At 65.2% G+C, this 20,512-nt stretch carries 6 protein-coding genes; 3 read left to right on the top strand and 3 right to left on the bottom strand.

Going from position 1 to position 20,512, the window contains the following annotated elements:
• A partial coding sequence (locus tag ACY3GB_RS02760; protein WP_463087385.1) for a helix-turn-helix transcriptional regulator occupies window positions 1-1,214 on the top strand: 1,214 nt, incomplete at its 5' end.
• A gap of 510 nt (window positions 1,215-1,724) precedes the next feature.
• The gene (locus ACY3GB_RS02755; protein ID WP_463087384.1) at window positions 1,725-3,407 is read left to right on the top strand and encodes a HilA/EilA family virulence transcriptional regulator; all 1,683 of its coding nucleotides are present in this window, start codon (window positions 1,725-1,727) and stop codon (window positions 3,405-3,407) included.
• 100 nt (window positions 3,408-3,507) lie between these two features.
• Here ACY3GB_RS02755 and ACY3GB_RS02750 read toward each other — a convergent pair whose 3' ends face one another.
• The 3 genes from ACY3GB_RS02750 to ACY3GB_RS02740 are packed head-to-tail and all read right to left on the bottom strand — an operon-like array spanning window position 3,508 to window position 9,285.
• The gene (locus ACY3GB_RS02750) at window positions 3,508-6,573 is read right to left on the bottom strand and encodes an efflux RND transporter permease subunit (RefSeq protein ID WP_463087383.1); all 3,066 of its coding nucleotides are present in this window, start codon (window positions 6,571-6,573) and stop codon (window positions 3,508-3,510) included.
• A 10-nt stretch (window positions 6,574-6,583) separates the two neighbouring features.
• Window positions 6,584-7,750, bottom strand: coding sequence for an efflux RND transporter periplasmic adaptor subunit (locus ACY3GB_RS02745; protein WP_463087382.1), 1,167 nt, complete (start codon window positions 7,748-7,750; stop codon window positions 6,584-6,586).
• Window positions 7,747-9,285: an efflux transporter outer membrane subunit gene (locus tag ACY3GB_RS02740; RefSeq protein WP_463087381.1), complete on the bottom strand. Its 1,539-nt coding sequence runs from the start codon at window positions 9,283-9,285 to the stop codon at window positions 7,747-7,749. The genes ACY3GB_RS02745 and ACY3GB_RS02740 overlap by 4 nt, the downstream gene beginning before the upstream one ends.
• A 583-nt stretch (window positions 9,286-9,868) precedes the next feature.
• Between ACY3GB_RS02740 and ACY3GB_RS02735 the strand changes: the two genes are divergently transcribed.
• The gene (locus ACY3GB_RS02735; protein ID WP_463087380.1) at window positions 9,869-20,500 is read left to right on the top strand and encodes an SDR family NAD(P)-dependent oxidoreductase; all 10,632 of its coding nucleotides are present in this window, start codon (window positions 9,869-9,871) and stop codon (window positions 20,498-20,500) included.
• Window positions 20,501-20,512: the final 12 nt, after the last annotated feature.

Below are 20,512 nucleotides of genomic sequence, written 5' to 3'. Positions count from 1 at the left end.
GGATGCGAGCCTCAAAAGAGGAGATGCGGGCGCTTTCCTCCCGCAATATGGGATGGCAGCAATTGTTTCGTCGCCGTTTCAGCACGGCTATCGGGTGTTTCACTCGCTTGGTCAACGAACCCGACATCGATCCTCGTCGCAAGGTTGAGGGGATGTTCGGCATCATGAGCATCTTGTTCGAAATGGGGCATCTGAACGATGCCGAGGACATGCTGAACGATATCGCCGCCAAGGCGGAGGAACTGCCGGCCTCCGATGAAGAGCGCTCGAACTGGCGAGGCCTGATCCGGGCGATGTACGCGGATTTGGCGGTGCAGCGTATGCTGCGCCATGCCCCTCAGCTATCCGACCACATCTACTGGCATTCCGGGAGGCTGAATGATTTCATGGCCTTGCGTGATGCGCCGGCGGGCGTTCCGCAGTGCCCGCGCGGAAGCAACGACATCGAGTTGCCGGTGCTGAGGGCGCGGTTGGACTTCAAGGAGTCATTGAATCGCTTGGCCAAAGGCAACAAAGAGGAGCGGGACTGCTTGCTGGCGCATCTGGACTGGGCTGATTCGAATAGTCTTAAGGCGTACCAGAACTCCCTGCGACAGGAAATCGCGCTGGCCAGCCTGGTTGGCGATTACCCGCAGTTGGCGGAAATGGTGTTGCGGCCGTTGAACGCCGACGCGCGCGCCGGAAGCGGCCATCGCCAACTGGAAACCTTGTACTGTCTGTCCAAGGTCAATCAGGCCCAAGGCTATACCGATCGCGCGCGCCAGTTGTACAGCAAGTATGCGATGGCCGCGGCGCATTGCATTCGGGAGGGGGCGGGCGTGGTGGCGCAAAGCAGTCCCAAGAACCATGCCCAGGGGGTCAGCAACGACATTACGGCGAGGCTGCCGGCTAAATATCGGCGCGCTTACCAATACCTTCTGGACAATTTGGAGCGCAGCGATCTTTCCATACGCGAGATCGCCGTGGAAATAGGCGTCACGGTTCGCGCTCTGCAAAATACTTTCCGCAGCAATCTGGGCTCCACGCCATCTGAAATCATTCGGCAGGAACGGATGGTCAGAATACGGCGGGAGCTGCAAAGCGATGATTCAAAGGTAGGGCAGAAGGTAAGGGAAGTGGGCAACAAGTGGGGCGTGCCGAATCGATCCACCCTACTGAATGCGTACAAGCGGCAATTCAATGAAGCGCCATCGCAGACGTTGAATCGGAAGTGAAGCTATTTTGGCGAGAGTTTGCCTATCATGCTGAGTCTTGGTTGACAAGCCGATACTGACCTAAATGACAGGTTGTTTTTTTGAGGTTGTTGTTTCGACGATGGCTATTATTTCGAAAAAATGACATCGATATTTGGCATTTTGGATAATGCATCAAAAAACTCTTGCCATTAGTAATTAAGCGACTTTATATTGTGCGTGCCAGTTCTATATATATATGCCTATTCGGCTGGAATGGCCTTGGCATTTGAGCTGGATCAGATGAAGCGCTCTTTTCATGCCGTCAAATAGCCTGGCTTAGCCGCCAGCCTTTAATTTCAGGGCTGGCGGCGGCATCGCTTTCCCTTTATTCCTCGATTTTCTTTTGAGAGGGGATTGTCGCTTGAATGGCGATGGCTGGATTCGCATTGCGCCAAAAATAGATCAAGCGTTTGAATTAAGTTGCGCAAGACTGCGGCGCCGATGATGTCTCCGCAATAGAATTGCATTCGTAAAGAGGGTTGAAAGAATATGTATCAAAAGCAAGACCACCTTGCGAGTCAGCAATTTATTTTTGGCGACTTTGTATTGCAAGCGGACGGGGTGTTGCTGCATCGTAATCGGCAGGTGGATATCCCGCCGAAGGAGCTGGCGGTTCTGACTGCGTTGCTGCAGGCCTCGGGCGCGCTGATAAGCAAGAACGAGCTGCTGGAGAAAGTCTGGCTGGATGAGGATGTCGGGCAGGAATCCTTATGCCGCTGCATCTACGCTTTGCGGCGTATTCTTTGCGAGAACAAAACCAACCGCTACATCGAAACCGTCTACGGCAAGGGCTACCGATTCTGCCGGCATGTGGCTTTCGTATCCGCGCCGCCTCAGCAGACTAGGCGCTACACCCTCGCGATTTTGCCATTCCATTCAGATGCGCCGCTGGAGGCCCAGGTCCTTCATGCCGAGCTGGTGCAGCATCTTTCGGGCTATGCGCCGTCCCATCTTTCGGTCCTGCCCGCAAGCCTGACCCGCGACTGCCAGGATATGGACAAGATTATGTCCATGGTTGATCGACTGGCCCCCGATTACTATCTCGCCGGCCAGATCCATCGGCATGAGGAAGCCTGTCGTTTGAACCTGGAGCTGGTGCGGACCGAAGGGCACCGGGTGTTGTTGCATGACAATATACAGTTGCCGCAAGGCCTGTTTGCAGCCGATCTCCGCGTCCACTTGGGACGATTGGCGGTGCAATGCGTTCCGGCGCTGCAGGGCACGCCGGGCGAGGTGGCCGAGTTTCGGTCGATGGAGGCCGCGATCGCCTATTTGAACGGCCGGAATGATCTTCAGCAATATACGCCGGCCAGCCTGAAAAGAGCATTGGCCCTGTTTTGCCAACAGGTCAGCGCCAGTCCGCGTGAAATTCAACCATATTGCTGTCTGGCCGAGTGTTACCTGTCCATGGCCCAGCTGGGTCTGTTCGATCAGGAGCAGGCGCTCGAGCAGGCTTGGCAGCTGGTCAGCAAGGCGGTTGAACTCAAGGTCGATCATCCCCAGGCGCTCAGCCTGTTGGCGAGAGTCAGCAGCTTGCGCGGCGAGTCGGTCATCGCGGAGACGCTGTTCCGGCAGGCAAGGTTGTTGGCGCCGGATTCCATCGATATCTATTACCACTATGCTTGGCATCTGTTTCTGTGCGGCAAGCTGGAGCAGGCTCAGCATGAGTTGGACTGTTGCCTGGGACGAGATCCGTCGCGCATCGCCGCCAGCATCCTCAAGGTGTGGATCTCCTACTGCCAGCACGATCTGGAAGAGGCCATCGCATTGGCAACGCGGCAGTTGAACCAGCACGGCCAGGACCATCCGGTGCTGCAAAGCAATCTCGGCCTGCTGCTGGCGGTGAAGGGTGACCTGGCGGCCGCGGACGAACTGGCCCGGCGCGTCCGCGATTCCGGCAACGAGGTGGGCATGCTCGCCGCGCATAATCTGTATATCCGCAGCAGGGTAGAGGGGCCGTCGGCCATTTTCGCCGTTCGTAGCTACCTGCGGGGTATCGACAGCCGCCATGTGCGTACCAGCCTGTTGCCGCTGATTCTGGAAATCGACGGCGTGGAAGCGGCTCAGCTCTATTGGCAGACGCTGGAGAACGAGAATTATGTGTGGCTCCGGGTTTGGCGTTTCGACCCGCGTTTGCAGCCGCTGTTCTCCGGCCGCAACATGGCGGTGTAGCTTACGCGACTCATTCCTGCGGCAGGCGGTGTCCGTCATTGTCGTCAGGTCTCCCTCGATGCTGGGCTGGCTTTGCCGGCCCAGCTGTTTTTCATGCCGTTTACGATGCCAGGGCCGCTTGGGCCGAGTCCTTCTTTGCGCCTTGACGGTCGGCGCCTAGCAGCAGGTAGGTCGCCGGCACCACGAACAATGTGAACAAGGTGCCGATGGACAGGCCGGCGAAGATGACGATGCCCATCGCGTTGCGCCCCGCCGCGCCGGCACCGGAGGCCAGCACCAGAGGCAGCACGCCCAGCGCCATCGCGGCCGTTGTCATCAGGATGGGGCGCAGCCGGATGCCTGCCGCTTCTTCCAATGCTTCCCGTTTGTTCCGCCCCGCGCGCTGCAGCTCGTTCGCGTATTGCACGATCAGAATGCCGTGCTTGCTGATCAACCCCATCAGCGTGACCAGTCCCACCTGGGTGTAGATGTTGAGCGTGGCGAGGCCGATGTTGATGAAGACCATCGCGCCGAACAAGGCCATCGGCACCGACACGAGGATGACCATCGGGTCGCGGAAGCTTTCGAATTGCGCGGCCAGCACCAGGTAGACGATGAATGCGGCCAGAAGCAGCACGATGACAAAGCCGCCGGTTTCCTGCATGTACTGGCGGGATGGTCCGGAGTAGTCCACCGAGTAGCCGCTGGGCGCCACTTCAGCCAGCGTCTTGCGCATGAAGTCCAGCGCCTCGCCCTGGGAAAGGCCGATCAAAGGCACTCCTGACAGAGTGGCCGAGTTCTGTTGCTGGAAGCGGTAAATGGCCGCGGGCGCCACTTCCTGCTGCAGATGGGCGACAGAGGAGGCCGGAACGATGCCGCCGCCCGGTGTGCGCAGCTTGTAATCCAGAATCTGGGATGGATTCAGCCGGTCGCTTTGCTTCATTTGCGGAATCACCTTGTAGGAGCGGCCGTCGATGGAGAAGTAATTGACGTAGGCGCCGCCCAACGCCGCGCCCAGCGCCTGGCCGACATCGCTCTGGGTCATGCCCAGCATGGCGACTTTGTCGCGGTCTATGACCAGCGTGGATTGCGGCCGGTCCACCTTGAGGTCCGAGTCGACGAAGAAAAACCGCCCGCTCGCTTGCGCCTTGGCCAGCACGGCCTGCGCCACGCCGTTCAGCTTGTCCACCGGCTCGGCGGTGCGGATCACGAATTGCATCGGCAACCCCTGGGCACCGGGGAGGGAAGGGAGCTGGAACGCGGCGACCCGAGCGCCCGCCACGGCCGACCACTCCTTCTGCATTTCCTGTTGCAGCTTGGTTGCGCTCAGCTTGCGTTCGCCCCAGGGTTTCAGCAGCATGCCGCCTATGCTCTGGTTGACGGTCGGGGTGCCGGTCATCTGGAACATCTGCGCGTACTCAGGCCGCTTTCTGGCGATTTCATACACCTGGTCGGCATAAGTCTGCATCTGCTGGATGGTGGCGTTGGGCGGGCCCTGGACATGCGCCAGCACGATGCCCTGATCCTCTTGAGGCGCCAGTTCCGACATCGAGGTCATGAACAGATAGATCAGGCCGCACAAGATCAGGCCGCCCATCGCCACCCACACCTGCCAGGTGTCCAGCGCGCTTTTGAGCATGCGCTCGTAGCGGAGCTGGATGCGCTCCATTCTCCTGTCCATGAAGCGGGCCAGCTTGCCGGGCTGGTGGCCGGCGCGCATCAGGCCTGCGCTCATCATCGGCGACAGTGTCAGGGCGATCACGCCCGACATCGTCACCGCGCCGGCCAGCGTGAAGGCGAACTCGGTGAATAACGCGCCGGTGAGGCCGCCCTGGAAACCGATGGGCATGTAGGCGGCGATCAGCACCGCCGTCATGGCTACGACCGGGCCAGCCAGTTGCCGCGCGGCCAGCAGCGAGGCCTCCAGCGCAGACAGACCGTCCTCGCGCATGTGGCGGTCCACGTTTTCGATGACGATGATGGCGTCGTCCACCACCAGGCCGATGGCCAGCACGAATGCCAGCAAGGTCAGCAGATTGATGGTGTAGCCCAGCATCTGCATGATGATGAAGGTGCCGATCAGCGACAGCGGAATGGCGATCACCGGCACGATCACCGCGCGCATATTGCCCAGGAACAGGAAAACCACCGCCGACACGATGATGAACGCTTCGATCAGCGTCTTCACCACTTCGTTGACCGAGATGTTGATGGTGTCGGTGGCGTCGAAGACGATGCTGCTCTTCAGGCCGGTGGGCATCTCTTTCTGCAGCTCGGGGAAGGCCGCGCGCACGCGCTTGGCCACGTCCAGCGCGTTGGCGCCCGGGGCGACCTTGACGCCGAGGAAAACCGAACGCTTGCCGTCGAAGGACACGCTGGAGTCATAGTTGTCGGCGCCCAGCACCACGTTGGCCACGTCGGACAGGCGCACCAGCGCGCCATTCTCCTGCTTGATCACCAGCTTCTTGAATTCCTCCACCGAGTGCAGCTCGGTGCCGGCGTTCAGATTGACGCTGACCATCTGGCCCTTGGTCGCGCCCAGCGTCGTCAAATAGTTGTTGCTGGCCAGCGCGGCGTAGACTTCGTTGGCGGTGACGTTGTGGGCGGCCAGCCGGGTGGAGTCCAGCCAGGCCCTCAGCGCGAACTGGCGGTCGCCCAGCATCTGGGTTTTCTGCACGCCTTCGATGGAGTCCAACTTGGGTTTGACCACGCGCAGCAGGTAGTCGGTGATGTGGTTGCCCGGCAGCTCGTCGCTGTAAAAACCCAGATACATCGCATCGGTGGTCTGGCCTATCTGCACGTTCAGCGTAGGCTGCTGCGCTTGCTGAGGCAGCTGGTTCTTCATCGACTGGACCTGGGTGTTGATCTCGGTCAGCGCTTTGTTGGGGTCGTAGTTCAGCCGCAGCGTGGCGACGATAGTGGACATGCCGCTGGAGCTGGTGGACGAGATGTAGTCCACGCCCTGGGCCTGGGCGACGGCGCTTTCCAGCGGCTGGGTGATGAAGCCGGCCACCGTGTCGGCGCTGGCCCCGTAATAGGCGGTGCTGATGGTGACGATCGCATTTTCGGTTTTCGGGTATTCGCTGACTTTCAGCGAGGAGAACGCATGCAGCCCAAGCACCAGGATCAGCAGGTTGAGGGTAATGGCCAGCACCGGCCGGCGGATGAAGATATCGGTGAATTTCATCTGGCCGTCCTTATTGTTCCTGCGGAGCCGGATTGGCTTCGCTGGCGGGCTGGACTTTGTTGTCGATAACCAGCGCGGTGCCGTTCTTGAGCTTGAGCTGGCCGCTGGTCACCACCTGGTCGCCGGCCTGGATGCCTTTGAGGATGGCCACTTGGTCGCCGCGGGTGGAACCCGTGGTGACAAACACCTGCTCGGCCACCGGCAGCGTCTTGCCGTCTTCGCCGGCCTTGGCGCCCGGCTTGACGATGAAGGCCGTGGCGCCGTAAGCGTTGTAGGACAGCGCGGCCTGGGGCAGGGTCAGGTGGCGCTGACGGGCGCCGGCATCGATGCGGATATTGGCGTACATGCCAGGCAGCAGCTTCTGCTGGTGGTTGGCGAGCTGGGCCTCCACCCGTACCGAGCGGGTGGCATCGTCCACCTTGGGGCTGATGGATGTGATCTTGCCGCCGAACCATTGCCCGGCGCGCGCGTTGGTTTCCACATTGACGGTCTGGCCGGGCGAGAGCTGGGCTAACTGTTCTTGCGGCACGCTGAAGTCGACGAACAACGGGTCGAGCGCCTGCAGCGTGACGATGGCGTCGCCGGGTTTCAAGTACTGGCCCGGATTGACGGTGCGTATGCCCAGTTTGCCGGAAAAGGCTGCGCGTATCGTTTTCTTGTCCACCAGCGCCTGTTGCTGCCGGGCCAGCGCTTGCTTGCTTTTCAGGTCGGCCGCCGACGCATCCAGCGTGGCCTTGGGGATGGCCTTGATCTCGTATTGGGTGCGGTCGCGGTCATAGGCCGTCTTCGCCAGTTCGGCGGCGGCCTTGTGGGATTGCAGCAGCGCGATGTCGTCGGTGTCGTTCAACTCCAGCAGTACTTGTCCGGCTTTCACCTCATCCCCGGACTTGAAGCGCACCTGACGAATCAGGCCCGCCACTTCCGTGGTGACGTCCACGCCCTGGGCGGCGCGGATGCTGCCCACTGCGTGGATTTGCGGTTGCCAGGTCTGGTAGCCGGCGCGGGCGGTGCTGACCGTGACCGGTTGCGCCGACATCTCGCCGACGAATTTGGCGATCATGTAACCCTTGAGAAAATTGAATCCGACCAGCGCGCCGAACAGCAGCGCCAGACAGATCAGCATCACGATCATCCGCTTTCTCAACGGGCGCGGAGTCGGCAGGGTGGTTGTTGTCATCGGGTATTCTCCTGTTGCGGCGGTGCGGCCGTTTTTTGGGTTTCGTCCTGATGCCAGCCGCCGCCCAGCGCCTGGAACAACGCGGCGGTGTCGGCATAGCGCGCGGCCCGAGCCTGGGCCAGCGCGATGGTGGTCTGCTGGTATTGGCGTTGGGCATCCAGCAGCGACAGATAGCCGATCGCGCCCAGGCCGTATTGTTTGCGCGCAAGCTCAAGGGTGTCGCGGGCGGATGACCAGGCTTGGGTTTGGGCGCGCAGGCCTGCCGCGTCGTTGTCCAGCGCGCGCAGCGCGTCGGCTACGTTCTGGAAAGCGGACAGCACGGTTTCGCGGTATTGGGCCTCGGCTTGTTCGTACGCCGCTTCGGCCGCGCGCTTGCGCGAGCGCAGCTCTCCGCCGTGGAACAGCGGCTGGGCCAGTCCCGCGCCGAAGTTCCATACGGCCGCCGCCGGGGTGAGCAACTGCGATCCGGCCCCCGCCTGGCTGCCATAGCCGGCGGACAAGGTCAGTTGCGGATAGAGCGCCGCGGCGGCCACGCCCACCTGGGCGCTGGCCTGACGCAACAGCGCCTCAGAGGCCAGGATGTCGGGACGCCGGCGCGCCAGTTCGGACGGCACGCTGACGGGCAGGCTGTCCGGCAGCGTGAACATGTCCAAGTGGAAAGCCGGAAGTCCGCCTTCTCCAGGCAGGCGTCCGGATAAAGCGGCCAGCCGATGCCGGGTTTGAGCCAGCGATTGGCGCAGCGGCGCCAGCGAAGCTTCAGTTTGCGCCAGCTGGGTTTGCTGCAGCAGCACGTCGGTGCGCGCCGCGCCGCCGGCTTCGAATTGCCGGCGCAGCACGCCCAACTGGCTGGCCTGGTCGGACGCGATGCGTTCGGTGGACTCGATCTGCGCCCGTAGCGAGGCTTCCTGCACCGCCGAGGTGACCAGATTGGCGCTCAGCGCCAGGTAGGCCGCGCGCAGCTGGAAACCTTGGTAATCCACGCTTGCCTGCAACTTTTCCAATTCGCGGCGGGTTCCGCCGAACAGATCGAAACGGTAGCTGACGTTGACCGAGGCGTTGTACAGGTTCAGCGCGCTGGCGAAGTCGGGTTGGCCGAACGGAATGCCGTTGATCTTCTGTCGCTGGGCGCCCAGCTGGCCATCCACTCTGGGCAAGGACTGGCCGCCGCGTTCGGACTGATAGATCTCTCCCGCCTGGCGCAATGCCGCCTGCGCCGCGGCGATATTGGGGCTGCGCGCCAGCGCGTCGCGGATCAGGCCGTCCAGCGCTTCGTTGCGGAACAGTTTCCACCAGTCGGCGGGAATGTCTTCGCCAGCGGCAAATCGCTGCGCCAGGCCTCCCGGGCCCGGGCTGCCGACGGTTTGCGCGGGCAAGGCTGTTTCGGTGTAGCGGTCGGCCTGCGGCATGGCGGGGCGGCTGTATTCCGGGCCGACGGCGCATGCCGACAGTGCCGCGGCGAGGGCCGCGGCGCAAATCAACCGCGGCGCGCGCGATGGGATCGTTCTGTCGGCGCGAGGCCGAAAACCTTCGATCATTCAGTCACCTCATGATGTTGCTATGCGTGAATCCGGCTTCCGCCGCAAACGCGGGCGGGGGAGGACTAGCCAGGGCAGGCCGCTGATCTGGTCCGGCCTCTCCTTCGGGCAGGCGCCGGCCGGGCGATGGCTGAGAGGCTGGAGAACAAACCGCAGGGGCGAAACAGGGGCGAATTTCCGCTTCCGACGAAATCCCGCAGGCAAAACCGATTCGATGGCCGGCATGGTTTCGACCGTTGGAAACGCCACCTCCCGGCATGCGGCTCAATATATCCCGGCTTTGTTTTTTCACTCCGGGCAATGGGAAGCGCGGCGGATGGAGGCGAAGTACCGCGCATTCGCATTTGATTCCCCTGGTTCGCCTATCCGGATGGCGGGGAATGCCGCTTTGCTATAGTCGCCGGCAATCGATCCGTCGCGCCTATTGCGTCAATAAAACGCATGCGCATGGCAAGCGGCCCGAATGGATCGATGCCGGCCGGACCCGGTTTCATCGGGAAACGGCCGTGACAATTTGTCGCCATCGCTGCGATGCGAACGCTTAGCGCGCTTCGCATTCCTGAACATTGGGGTGTCCGTCGAAATGGCTGAGATTGAAAAGTTCAATAATGAACATTTGCAGGAATTGGCCCAGTCCTATTTGCAAGCCGCGATCGCGGAATCGGCGGAGGTGGCGGCCGGCTCCTCGGCTTCATTCGATATTGCCGCGCCATTCGGCGAGTTGGGCCTGGATTCCTTTCGTATTCTGAAGGTCATCAAACGGCTGGAGAGCGATTTCGGCACCTTGCCGAAAACCCTGCTGTTCGAGCACTTCAATATCGAATTGCTGGCTGCTTATTTCGTCAGCCGGCACGCGGCGGCGCTGGCCGAAAAATGCGGCGCGCCTGCCTCTGCGCCGCCTGCCGCGGTGAGCGCGCCCCCGGCCGCAAGCGCGGCGGCGCCGGCGATGCCGGCCGACAGCATACGCATGCTGGAAAAGAATCTGTCCGCGCATCCGGAATTGCAGGCGCAGATGGAAAAGCTGTTCGCCGAGCACAAGAACGAAGGCAGCGTATCCCGCGGCACCCGCAACATCGCCCCCAATCTGTTCATCGGCGCGGCCCGCCGCGGCTACTTTCATTACGGCCGCTACAAGGACCTGGTGATGGCCTACGCCTACACCGGCCCGGCTGAGCACTTCGCGGATCTTGCCGCGGAATTCCATCGCTACTGCGAATCGCGAGGCTACCAGCTGAACATGCTGACCGACGCGCCAGTGGAGACGGTGGGCGAGACGGCGTTCTCCTCCACGCCTTTCGGCGTGGTGCAGAGGGTGCTGGACATCGGCTCGTTCACTTTGGAAGGCGGCGCGATGCGCCGGCTGCGTTACCAGGTATCCAAATTCGAAAAGGCCGGCGAAGGGCGCACGGTCGAGTACCGCTGCGGAACGGACGCCAAGGTGGATGGCGAGATCGCCGCTGTCATTGACCGCTGGTGCGAAGCCAAGCCCATGGTCAATCCGCTGATCCGCATCGTGCGCGAGGAAATCCTGGCCGGCCGCCTGGATGCGCAGCATCGCTTGTTCCTGACCTATTTGGACGGCGCGCTGCAAAACGTGATCCTGATCTCGGCGATGAGCGCAGCCGAACACAAAGGCTACCTGATGGACCTGGAGTTCTATCCGAAGGACATGCCGCTGGGCGGCCTGGAATTCGCGATAGTCAATATCATCGGCGCGCTGGCGCAAGAAGGCTGCGACATGCTCAGCCTGGGCGGCACCTACGGCTGCCGGCTGGAGGGCAGCGGCAACGCCGACCCGGAGGTGGACCGCATCCTGGACGACTTGCACCGGCAGGGCATCTTCAACGACGAAGGCAATCTGCAATTCAAGAACAAGTTCCGTCCGGAAAACCGCACCATCTACCTGAGCCGTCCGGCTGGCAGCGGCCGCGCCGACAATGTGATCGACATCATCCTGATGATCGCCGATCCGGAACGGGCCCAGACCCCGGACGAAGAGAATCATAATCTGCCTGCGCCCGGCGCAAGCGAGGCGATGGCCCCGCCTGTCATCGCGATGGCTCCGCCGGCCATCCGGCCTGCCGCAACCGAGGCCGCGCTGTCGGCTGGCACAGCGCCAAAGGGCGCGGCGCGGCTGGATGGCGAGCGGGTCCGCGCCCTGGAGGCTTGCGGCTTCAATCCGCACAACCTGGCGGCGGCACAGGTGGAATTCGATCTGCGGACCGATTCGTGGGCGCAGCTGGAAACCTCGGCGGTGAGCCGCCGCGTCGATTATCTCCGCGCCAAGTTGCAGCAACCGGCCAATATCGAAGCCGAACTGAAGCGGCTGCTGGGCTTCGAGTATTGTTTGCCGACCGAGTCCGGCCGCGCCGCGGAGAGCTTGTTGTGCAAGGCATGGCCGAAACGCGGCCGCGTGCTGGAGAACCTGCTGTTTCCGTCCGGACTGTTCCACCAGATAGATCAGGGCTACGAACCCTGCGAGCTGCCGCACCCGGCGGCGCTGCAGCCGGATGCGGACGAGCCGTTCAAGGGCAATCTCGATTGGGACGCGCTGCGCGCGCAGACGGCTGACCATGCCGGGGAGATCGCCTTCGTCTGCGTGGAGGTGTGCAACAACGCCTGCGGCGGCCAGCCCGCCGCGCTGTCCCACTTGAAGCGGGTCAAGGAGCTGCTGTCGGCGCATGGCATCGCGCTGGTGATCGATGCCACCCGGGTGCTGGAAAACGCGTTATTGCTGATCCGGCGAGAAGCTGGCCAGACCGGGCGCGATGTTTGGGAGCTGGCGCGCGAAATACTGGACTGCGCCGATATTGTCACCGCCTCGCTGGCCAAGGATTTCGGCGTCAACCGCGGCGGGGTGGTCGCGGTGAGGGACGCCGGCCTGTTTCGGCGGCTGCAGGAGCAGCAGCGGCGCGATGGCGGCGGACTGGATGTGCTCGACAAAAAACTCGTGGGGCTCGCGCTGGCGGAAAGCGATTGGGCATCCGCCCAGGCCGCGCGCCGCGTGGAGTCGTCCGAAAAACTGTGGCAGGCGCTGAAAAACGCCGGCGCGCCGCTGATGTCGCCGGCCGGTGGCCATTGCGTGGTCGTCGATGTCGCGCGCATGCCTGAGTTTTCCGGTTTCGCTCATCCGCTGCCATCCTTCCTGGCCTGGCTGTACCTGAGCACGGGCATCCGCGCCGGCGCGCACAGCGCAGGCATGCGGCAGAACGGGCCGCTGGGCGGCATGGCCAGGCTGGCGGTGCCCCTGGGGCTGAAAGCGGCGGAAATCGATGAACTGGCCGCGCGGCTGGCCCAGGCCTTCCGCGAGCGGGCGAATATTCCCGAGGTCGAGCCGGTCGGCGGCAAGCAGGCCGCCGCCGGCGACATGCATGCCGAGCATGGCCTGATCCGCTACCACCGCCTCCGTCCAGGCGCGGAATCGGAGGCGTCTGCGCCCGAAGCGCGCGCGGAGGCCTCATCGGCGATGGCGTCCGAACCGGTCGCCACGCGCGCCGCGGGCGACATCGCGGTGGTGGGCATGGCCGGGCGCTATCCGCAGGCCGGCACGCTGGCCGAGTTCTGGGACAATCTGCGCGAGGGCCGCGACTGCGTGACCGAGATGCCGGCGGAACGGCTGGCCCTACGCGCCAGCCGCGTCTTCAACCGCGCCTACCGCGGCGGCTTCATCGACGGCATCGACCGTTTCGATTCGCTGTTCTTCAACATTTCGCCGCGCGAAGCGGAAATGCTGGACCCTCAGGAACGGTTGTTCCTGGAGGTGGCCTGGGAGGCGGTGGAAGACGCCGGCTATTATCCGGAAATCCTCGGCGGGCCTGACGGCGGCCGCAAGGTGGGCGTCTTCGTCGGCGCGGTGTGGGCGATGTACCAGGTGGCGGGCGTGGAGGCCAAGCTGGCAGGCGCCGAGGTCCACCCCAATTCCTTCCAGTGGAGCATTGCCAACCGCGTGTCCTACTGGATGAATCTGAACGGGCCCAGCCTGTCGGTGGATACCGCCTGCTCGTCCAGCCTGACCGCGCTGCATCTGGCTTGCGAGGCGATCCGCAACGGCGATTGCGCCAGCGCCATCGTCGGCGGCGTCAATTTGGATGCGCACCAGCACAAATTCGACATCAACCATGCCGGCGGCGCCTTGTCCCCCGACGGCGTATGCCGCACCTTCGGCGCCGGAGCCAACGGCTATGTGGCTGGCGAAGGGGTGGGCGCGCTGTTGCTCAAACCGCTGGATCAGGCATTGCTTGACCGCGATCAGGTCTACGGCGTGATCCGCGCCTCCGCTGTTAACCACGGCGGGCGCTCCGGCGGCTACACCGTGCCGAATCCCAAGGCTCAGGGAGAATTGATCGCCGAGACGCTGCGCCGCGCGCGCGTCGACGCGTCCTCCATCGGCTACATCGAGGCGCACGGCACCGGCACGGAGCTGGGCGACCCGGTGGAGATCGCCGGCCTCGGCCATGCCTTCGCCGGCCAGGCGGCCCAGAGCTGCGCGATAGGCTCGGTGAAAACCAATATCGGCCATCTGGAGGCCGCCGCAGGCGTCGCGGGCGTCAGCAAGGCGCTGCTGCAGATCAAGCACCGCCAGCTCGCGCCGTCGCTGCACGCCGAGACGCTGAACGCTCACATCGATTTCGCCGCGTCGCCGTTCCAGGTGCAGCGCGAACTGGCGCCGTGGCTGCCCAAAGACGGCGCGCCGCTGCGCGCCGGGGTCAGCTCTTTCGGCGCGGGCGGCGCCAATGCCCACGTGGTGCTGGAGCAGTATCCCGATGAGCCGCCGCGGCCGGAAAGCGCCGGCCTGAGGGTATTCCCCCTGTCGGCCCGCAGCGAAGAACAGCTGAAGCTGATGGCGCATCGCCTGGCCGCCCATCTGCGCCGCCCTGATGCCGGGCGCCGGCTCTCCGACATCGCCTACACCTTGCAGCATGGCCGCAAGTCCTTCGATTGCCGCTTGGCGGTACTGGCGGACAGCGTCGACGCCTTGGCGGACAAATTGGCGGCCTTCGCCGCCGGACGAAGCGACCCGGACGTGCTGAGCGGCAACGCGCGCGGCGCCGAGGGCGTCGCACGCCTGTTGAGCCGAAGGGAGACCGAGCAACTGGTGGGCATGCTGTCCGCAAGCCGGGATCCTCGCAAACTGGCGCAGTTGTGGCTGGAGGGCTTGCTGCCGGATTGCCAGGGCATGGAAAGCGAGGGCCGCCGGGTGTCGCTGCCCACCTATCCCTTCGCCGACAAGCGGCACTGGATTTCCCGCGGCGAATCCGTGGCCGCCGGCGCGCCGCAAGCCGCGCTGCATCCGCTGCTGGACAGCAATGAGTCCACCTTCGAGCGTCAACTCTTCCGCAAGACCTTCCGCGCCGGCGAGTACTTCCTCGCCGACCACGTGGTGTCCGGCATTCCCACCCTGCCCGGCACCGCTTATCTGGAACTGGCGCGCAAAGCCGGCGAATTGGCCGCCGGCCGTCCGGTGGCGCGGCTGCGCAACGTCACCTGGGTCAGCCCGCTGGCCTTGGATGGCGGCGGCAGCCGCGAGGCTTTCGTCGAGTTGAAGCCTGACGGCGAGGCGGTGGCTTTCGAAGTGCGCGGCGGCGAGTCGCGCCAGCTGCATGCCCAGGGCCGCTTGTTCTACGCCGACGGCGGCGAAGCGCCCGAGGAAAGAATAGATCTGGACGCCATCCGCGCCCGCTGCGGCCGGACGCTGGACGCCGGCGAGGTGTACGCGGCTTTCGCCGCCGCCGGCATGGCCTACGGCCCCGGCTTCCGCGTGCTTTCCGAGGTGCGCTGCGGCGATGGCGAGACGCTGGGCCGTTTGGAGCTGCCCGCCGTTTGCGCCGCCGACTTCGACAGCCTGCCGCTGCATCCCAGCCTGCTGGACGCGGCGATGCAGGCCGGCGTGGCGGCTTTGCTGGGCGCATCCGGGGAGGCGAGGGTGCCGTACTCGTTGGGCGAGGTGGAGATGCTCCGCCCGCTGCCCCGCGTTTGCTACAGCCACGTGATTTACGGCAGCCGAAGCGCGTCAGGCGTCGCGCGCGACGAGGTGGCCATCGTCGACGAGGATGGCCGCGTGCTGGTGCGCATCCATGAAACCGTCGGCGTGCCCTTGGCCAGTGTGCACGAAAAACCCGCCGCGCGTTACGCGCCGGCCGAAGCGTTCGAGATGCTGCATTACGGCTGCGAGTGGCAGGCCGCACCGCTGGACGCGGAGCGCGCGGATGCCGCCCCCGGCCGGCTGGTGCTGTTCGACACCGATCGGGCGCTGTTCGAGGCATGCATCCGCCGCGGACTGAAGGCCGCGCTGGTTCTGCGCGCCGACCGCTACGCCGAGCCCGGGGACCATGTCTACGAGGTGGATGCGTCCCGGCCGCAGGACATTGCCCGCGCGCTGGCCGCGCTGGCGGAGGCCGGCTGGCCTTTGGAAAGGATTTGCTACGCTTGGCCGGCGGGAGAGGCCGGCGATGAAGGCGGGTTGCGGCAGGCCCTGGACCGCGGCGTGGGGGGCATGCTGTCGCTGTGCCAGGCCCTGATCGAGCGCAAGCCCGCCGCCGCGCAACTGCTGTATCTGCATAGAGGAGATGGGACGCAGCCGCACAATGAGGCGATTCATGGCTTCGCCCGTTCGCTGGAGCTGGAAAATCCCAAGTTGTCCTGCAAGACGCTGCAATTGCCGGACGCGTTCGACGCCGATGAAACCCTGGCGGCGGCGATGGCGGAACTTAGCGCCGCCACGGCGGCGGACAAGGCCGTGCGCTACGCGGGCGGCGGCAGGCTGGCGCGGGCGCTGCGCCGCTTGTCGCTGGACGCGGCGGATGCCGGTCGTCCGGCATGGCGGCAGGGCGGCTCCTATCTGATCACCGGCGGCGCCGGCGGACTGGGTCTGATCTTCGCCGGATATCTGGCGGAACGCTGCCGCGCCAGGCTGACGCTGACAGGCCGTTCCGCGCCGACGCCAGCGCTGGAGTCCATGCTGGAAGCGCTGCGCGCCAAGGGGGCCGAGGCGTCATACCTGCAGGCCGATGTGGCGACCGAGGACGGCGCGCGCGCGGCGGTCGAGGCTGCCCGGGCGCGATTCGGCCGGCTGGACGGCATCCTGCACGGCGCGGGGGTGCTGCGCGATTCGCTGATCAGGAAGAAGACGCGGGAAGACATGGACGCGGTGCTCGCGCCCAAGGTTATGGGCGCCTTCCATCTGGATCGCACCGTCGGCGACGGCGAGCTGGACTTTTTTGCGATGTTCTCTTCGCTGGCGGCGATAGGCGGCAACGCCGGCCAGTGCGATTACGCGTTCGCCAACCACTATCTGGATGCCTTCGCCGCCTGGCGCGACGCGCAGCGGCAGGCGGGCCGGAGGCAGGGCCGCAGCCTGAGCCTGAATTGGCCGCTGTGGGCCGAGGGCGGCATGCGGCTGGACGAGCAGACCGAGAAAATGTTCCGCCACAACCTGGGCATGGCGCCGCTGGCGACGCCGGATGGTCTGGCGGCCTTCGAGACGGCGCTGGCCTCGACGCGCCATCAGGTCGCGGTGGTCAGCGGCGTGCGCGACAAGCTGGAAAAAGCCTGGGGCCTGTCGCCGCGGGCGGCGGCGCCGATCCAGGCTGGAGGCGCGGAAACGGGAGGCGACGCGCTGCGGGCGGCAGTCGCTGAGAAACTGAAGTCGATCGTGACCGGACTGTTGAAGCTGGGCGACGACGACTATTCGACCGACAGCATGCTGCTGGACCTGGGGTTCGACTCCATCGGCCTGACCGCTTTCGCCAACGCGATCAACGAGGCGTACGGACTTGAAGTCAACCCGGTGCTGTTCTTCGAGCATCCGACGCCGGCCGGAGTGGCGGACGCGCTGTGCGGCGAACACGCCGCCGCCGCGCGCCGCGTCCACGGCGGCGCGGCGGCGGCCTCGCAAGCCGTCGCGGCCAAGCCTGCGGCGTTGCTAAGCGGCATCGACAAAGGCTGGCGCGCGCCCGCCGCGGACAGGCCTGCCGGCGGCAACCGTTTCGCCCGGCAACCTATCGCCATCGTCGGCATCGCCGGGGTGATGCCGCAGTCGGAAAACCTGCAAGCCTTTTGGGACAGCCTCAGCCAAGAGCGCAATCTGGTCACGGAAATTCCGCGTGACCGCTGGATCTGGGAGCATGTGCACGGCGAGCCGGTGAAGGATGCCAATAAGTCCTACTCGCGCTGGGGGGGCTTCATGAAGGAAGTGGACAAGTTCGATCCGCTGTTTTTCGGCATCACCCCGCGCGAAGCCGAGATGATGGACCCGCAGCAGCGCTTGCTGATCCAGACCGTGTGGGCGGCGGTAGAGGATGCCGGCCACAAGATGTCCGATCTGTCCGGCACCCGCACCGGCCTGTTCGTCGGTGCCTCCTCGCAGGATTACGTGGATGTGCTGGCCGACAGCGGCGCTTCGCTGGACGGCTATTCGGCTTCCGGCAACTCCCATTCCATCCTGGCCAACCGCATCTCCTTCCTGTTCAACTTGCGCGGACCGAGCGCGCCGCTGGACACCGCCTGCTCCAGCTCGCTGGTGGCCTTGCACCGGGCGATCGAGTCCATCCACACCGGCAGCAGCGAGATGGCCATCGTCGCCGGCGTACAGGTGATGCTGACGCCCACCGCCCATATCTCGCTGAGCGCAGCCGGCATGCTGAGTCCCGAGGGCAAGTGCAAGACTTTCGACAAGTCCGCCGACGGCTATGTGCGCGGCGAGGGCGTGGGCGCGATGCTGATCAAGCCGCTGGACAAAGCGCTGGCCGACGGCGACCCGATCTACGCAGTGGTCAGATCCACATCGGAAAACCATGGCGGCCGCGTCAGCAATCTGACCGCGCCCAATCCCAAAGCGCAGATCGAACTGCTGATTGACGCCTACGATCAGGCCGGCATCGATCCCGCCACCGTCGGCTATATCGAATGCCACGGCACCGGCACCAGCCTGGGCGATCCCATCGAGATCCAGGCGCTGAAGAAATCCTTCGCCGATCTGTACGCGAAGCGCGGCCGCGCGGCGCCGGCAACGCCGCATTGCGGCCTGAGCTCGGTGAAAACCAATATCGGCCACCTGGAGCCGGCGGCCGGCATGGCGGGGCTGCTCAAGACGCTGCTGGCGATGCGCAACCGGCAAATACCGGCGCTGCTGCATTTCGACGCGCTCAATCCCTACATCGACCTGGCCGGCAGCCCGTTCTACATCGTCGACAAGACCACGCCTTGGGCCGCTCCGCGGGATGCAAGCGGCGAGGCGCTGCCGCGGCGCGCCGGCGTCAGCGCCTTTGGCTGGGGGGGCGCCAATGCCCACGTGGTGCTGGAGGAGCACGTCCCGTCAGCGCGCCGTCCGGCGGCGGCGGGCCCGCAGTTGCTTACGCTGTCGGCCAAGAACGATGAGCGGCTGCGCGCCAGCGCGGCGAATCTGGCCGTCTACCTGCGCCGGCATGATGTCGATCTGGCCGATCTGGCCTACACGCTGCAATTGGGCCGCGAAGAAATGGACGAACGGCTGGCGCTGGCAGGCTCGACCCGCGAGGAGTGGATCGCCGGCCTGGAGGCGTATGCGGGAGGGCGGGAGGCCGATGGCCTGCTGAGCGGCCGCGCGGCGCGCAAGCTGGCCGAAGAGGATGCGCTGCGTCCCCGCGGCGGCGACGACTTGCGCCGCCTGGGCGAAGCCTGGGTGGCGGGCCGCCGCGTCGAGTGGGCGGGACTGCATGCCGGCGCTGACCGCCGCCGGCTGAACCTGCCCGGCTATCCGTTCGCCCGGGAGCGCTATTGGATAGCGCCCGCCCCGGTCGAACGCGGCGCGCCGGTATCGGTATTGCGCGGAGCGCAGGTGGGGCGCGTGCTGGCGCGTCCCGCATGGACGCCGCTAGCCGCGGCCGCCCGAAAAGCCGCGGGCGATTTCAGCCGCCGCGAGCTGCTGTTGTGCGGCTTGCCCGCGATCCATGCCGCCAGCCTGGCCGGCAAACTGGGTTGCGACGACGCTTCGCACGCGGCGATGCCGTCCGACGCCGGCTTGGCCGAGCGCTACCGCGCAGTCGCCGTGGAGGGGTTTGAAAGGCTGCAGCGCCTGCTGCGCGCCAAACCGGCTGGGCGGGTCCTGTTCCAGATCGTTGTCGCGGAAAGCGGAGACGGCACGTTGCTGGCCGGCTTGGAAGGCCTGGTCCGCAGCGCCCGGCTGGAACATGGCGGCCTGGCGGCGCAACTGGTGCTGTTGGGTGATGCCTGCTCCGAGGCCGTTTTGGCCGAAAGGCTGAAGTTGGCGGCCGCCGCGCCGGACGAGGCCGTGCTGCGTTTCGCCGGCCGCGACGCCGCCGTCAAGCGCTGGCATGAGGCGGATGCGCCTAAGCACACCGCGCCGGCCTTGCGCGCGGGCGGCGTCTACCTGATCACCGGCGGTTTGGGCGGACTGGGGCGCATCTTCGCCCGCGACATCCTGGCGCGGGCCGCGGACGCCATCGTGGTGCTGACCGGCCGCGGCGGCGAGGATGGGGAGCGGCTATCCGAGCTGAAACGCCTGGCTGCGGAAGCTTCCGTCCAGCCGGCGCGCCTGGCCTACCTGCGGATGGACCCGGCGGATCCGGCCCAGGTGGAGGCCGCCATCGCGGAAACGCTCAGCCGCTTCGGCGCGCTCAATGGCGTGATCCACAGCGCCGGCATGACCCGGGACGGGCTGATCGCCGGCAAAACCCGAGCGGATTTCGAGCGGGTGCTGACGCCCAAGGTGGACGGCGCGGTGAACCTGGATGCCGCGACCAGCGAGCTGGATCTGGATTTTCTGGCGCTGTTCTCCTCGGCCAGCGCCGTTTTCGGCAACGCCGGCCAGGCCGACTACGCGGCGGCCAACGGTTTCCTCGATCAATTCGCCCATTGGCGCAACGGACAGGCGGCGGCCGGGCTGCGCAGCGGCCTGACGCTGTCGATCAACTGGCCGCTGTGGGAAGAGGGCGGCATGGGGCTGCCGGCCAAGGCTCGGGTCCGCATGCTGGAAGCGACCGGCATGCTGCCGATGCGCAGCGAAACCGGCCTGGCGGCCTGGCATGACTGCCTGGCGTCCGGCGGCGGGCAGACGCTGGTGATGGAGGGACAGACGCCGCGGCTGAGGCGGCTGCTGTCCGGCAACGAAGAGGAAGAGGCCCGGCAGCCGTCCGCGCCGGCGCGCATCCCGTCCGCCGACAAGCTGCGGCAGCTGGTGCTTGCCGATTTGCGCGGTTTTCTTGCAAAGGAAGTCTGATATGTTGCATCC

The sequence above is a fragment of the Chromobacterium sp. Ag138 genome (genome assembly GCF_055181315.1).
This window is presented reverse-complemented; position numbering and strand designations above follow the sequence as displayed.

Coding starts and splice junctions, on each gene's coding strand:
- ACY3GB_RS02745 (WP_463087382.1), bottom strand. CDS start 7,750: ATGACAACAACCACCCTGCCGACTCCGCGCCCGTTGAGAAAGCGGATG.
- ACY3GB_RS02740 (WP_463087381.1), bottom strand. CDS start 9,285: ATGATCGAAGGTTTTCGGCCTCGCGCCGACAGAACGATCCCATCGCGC.
- ACY3GB_RS02750 (WP_463087383.1), bottom strand. CDS start 6,573: ATGAAATTCACCGATATCTTCATCCGCCGGCCGGTGCTGGCCATTACC.
- ACY3GB_RS02735 (WP_463087380.1), top strand. CDS start 9,869: ATGGCTGAGATTGAAAAGTTCAATAATGAACATTTGCAGGAATTGGCC.
- ACY3GB_RS02755 (WP_463087384.1), top strand. CDS start 1,725: ATGTATCAAAAGCAAGACCACCTTGCGAGTCAGCAATTTATTTTTGGC.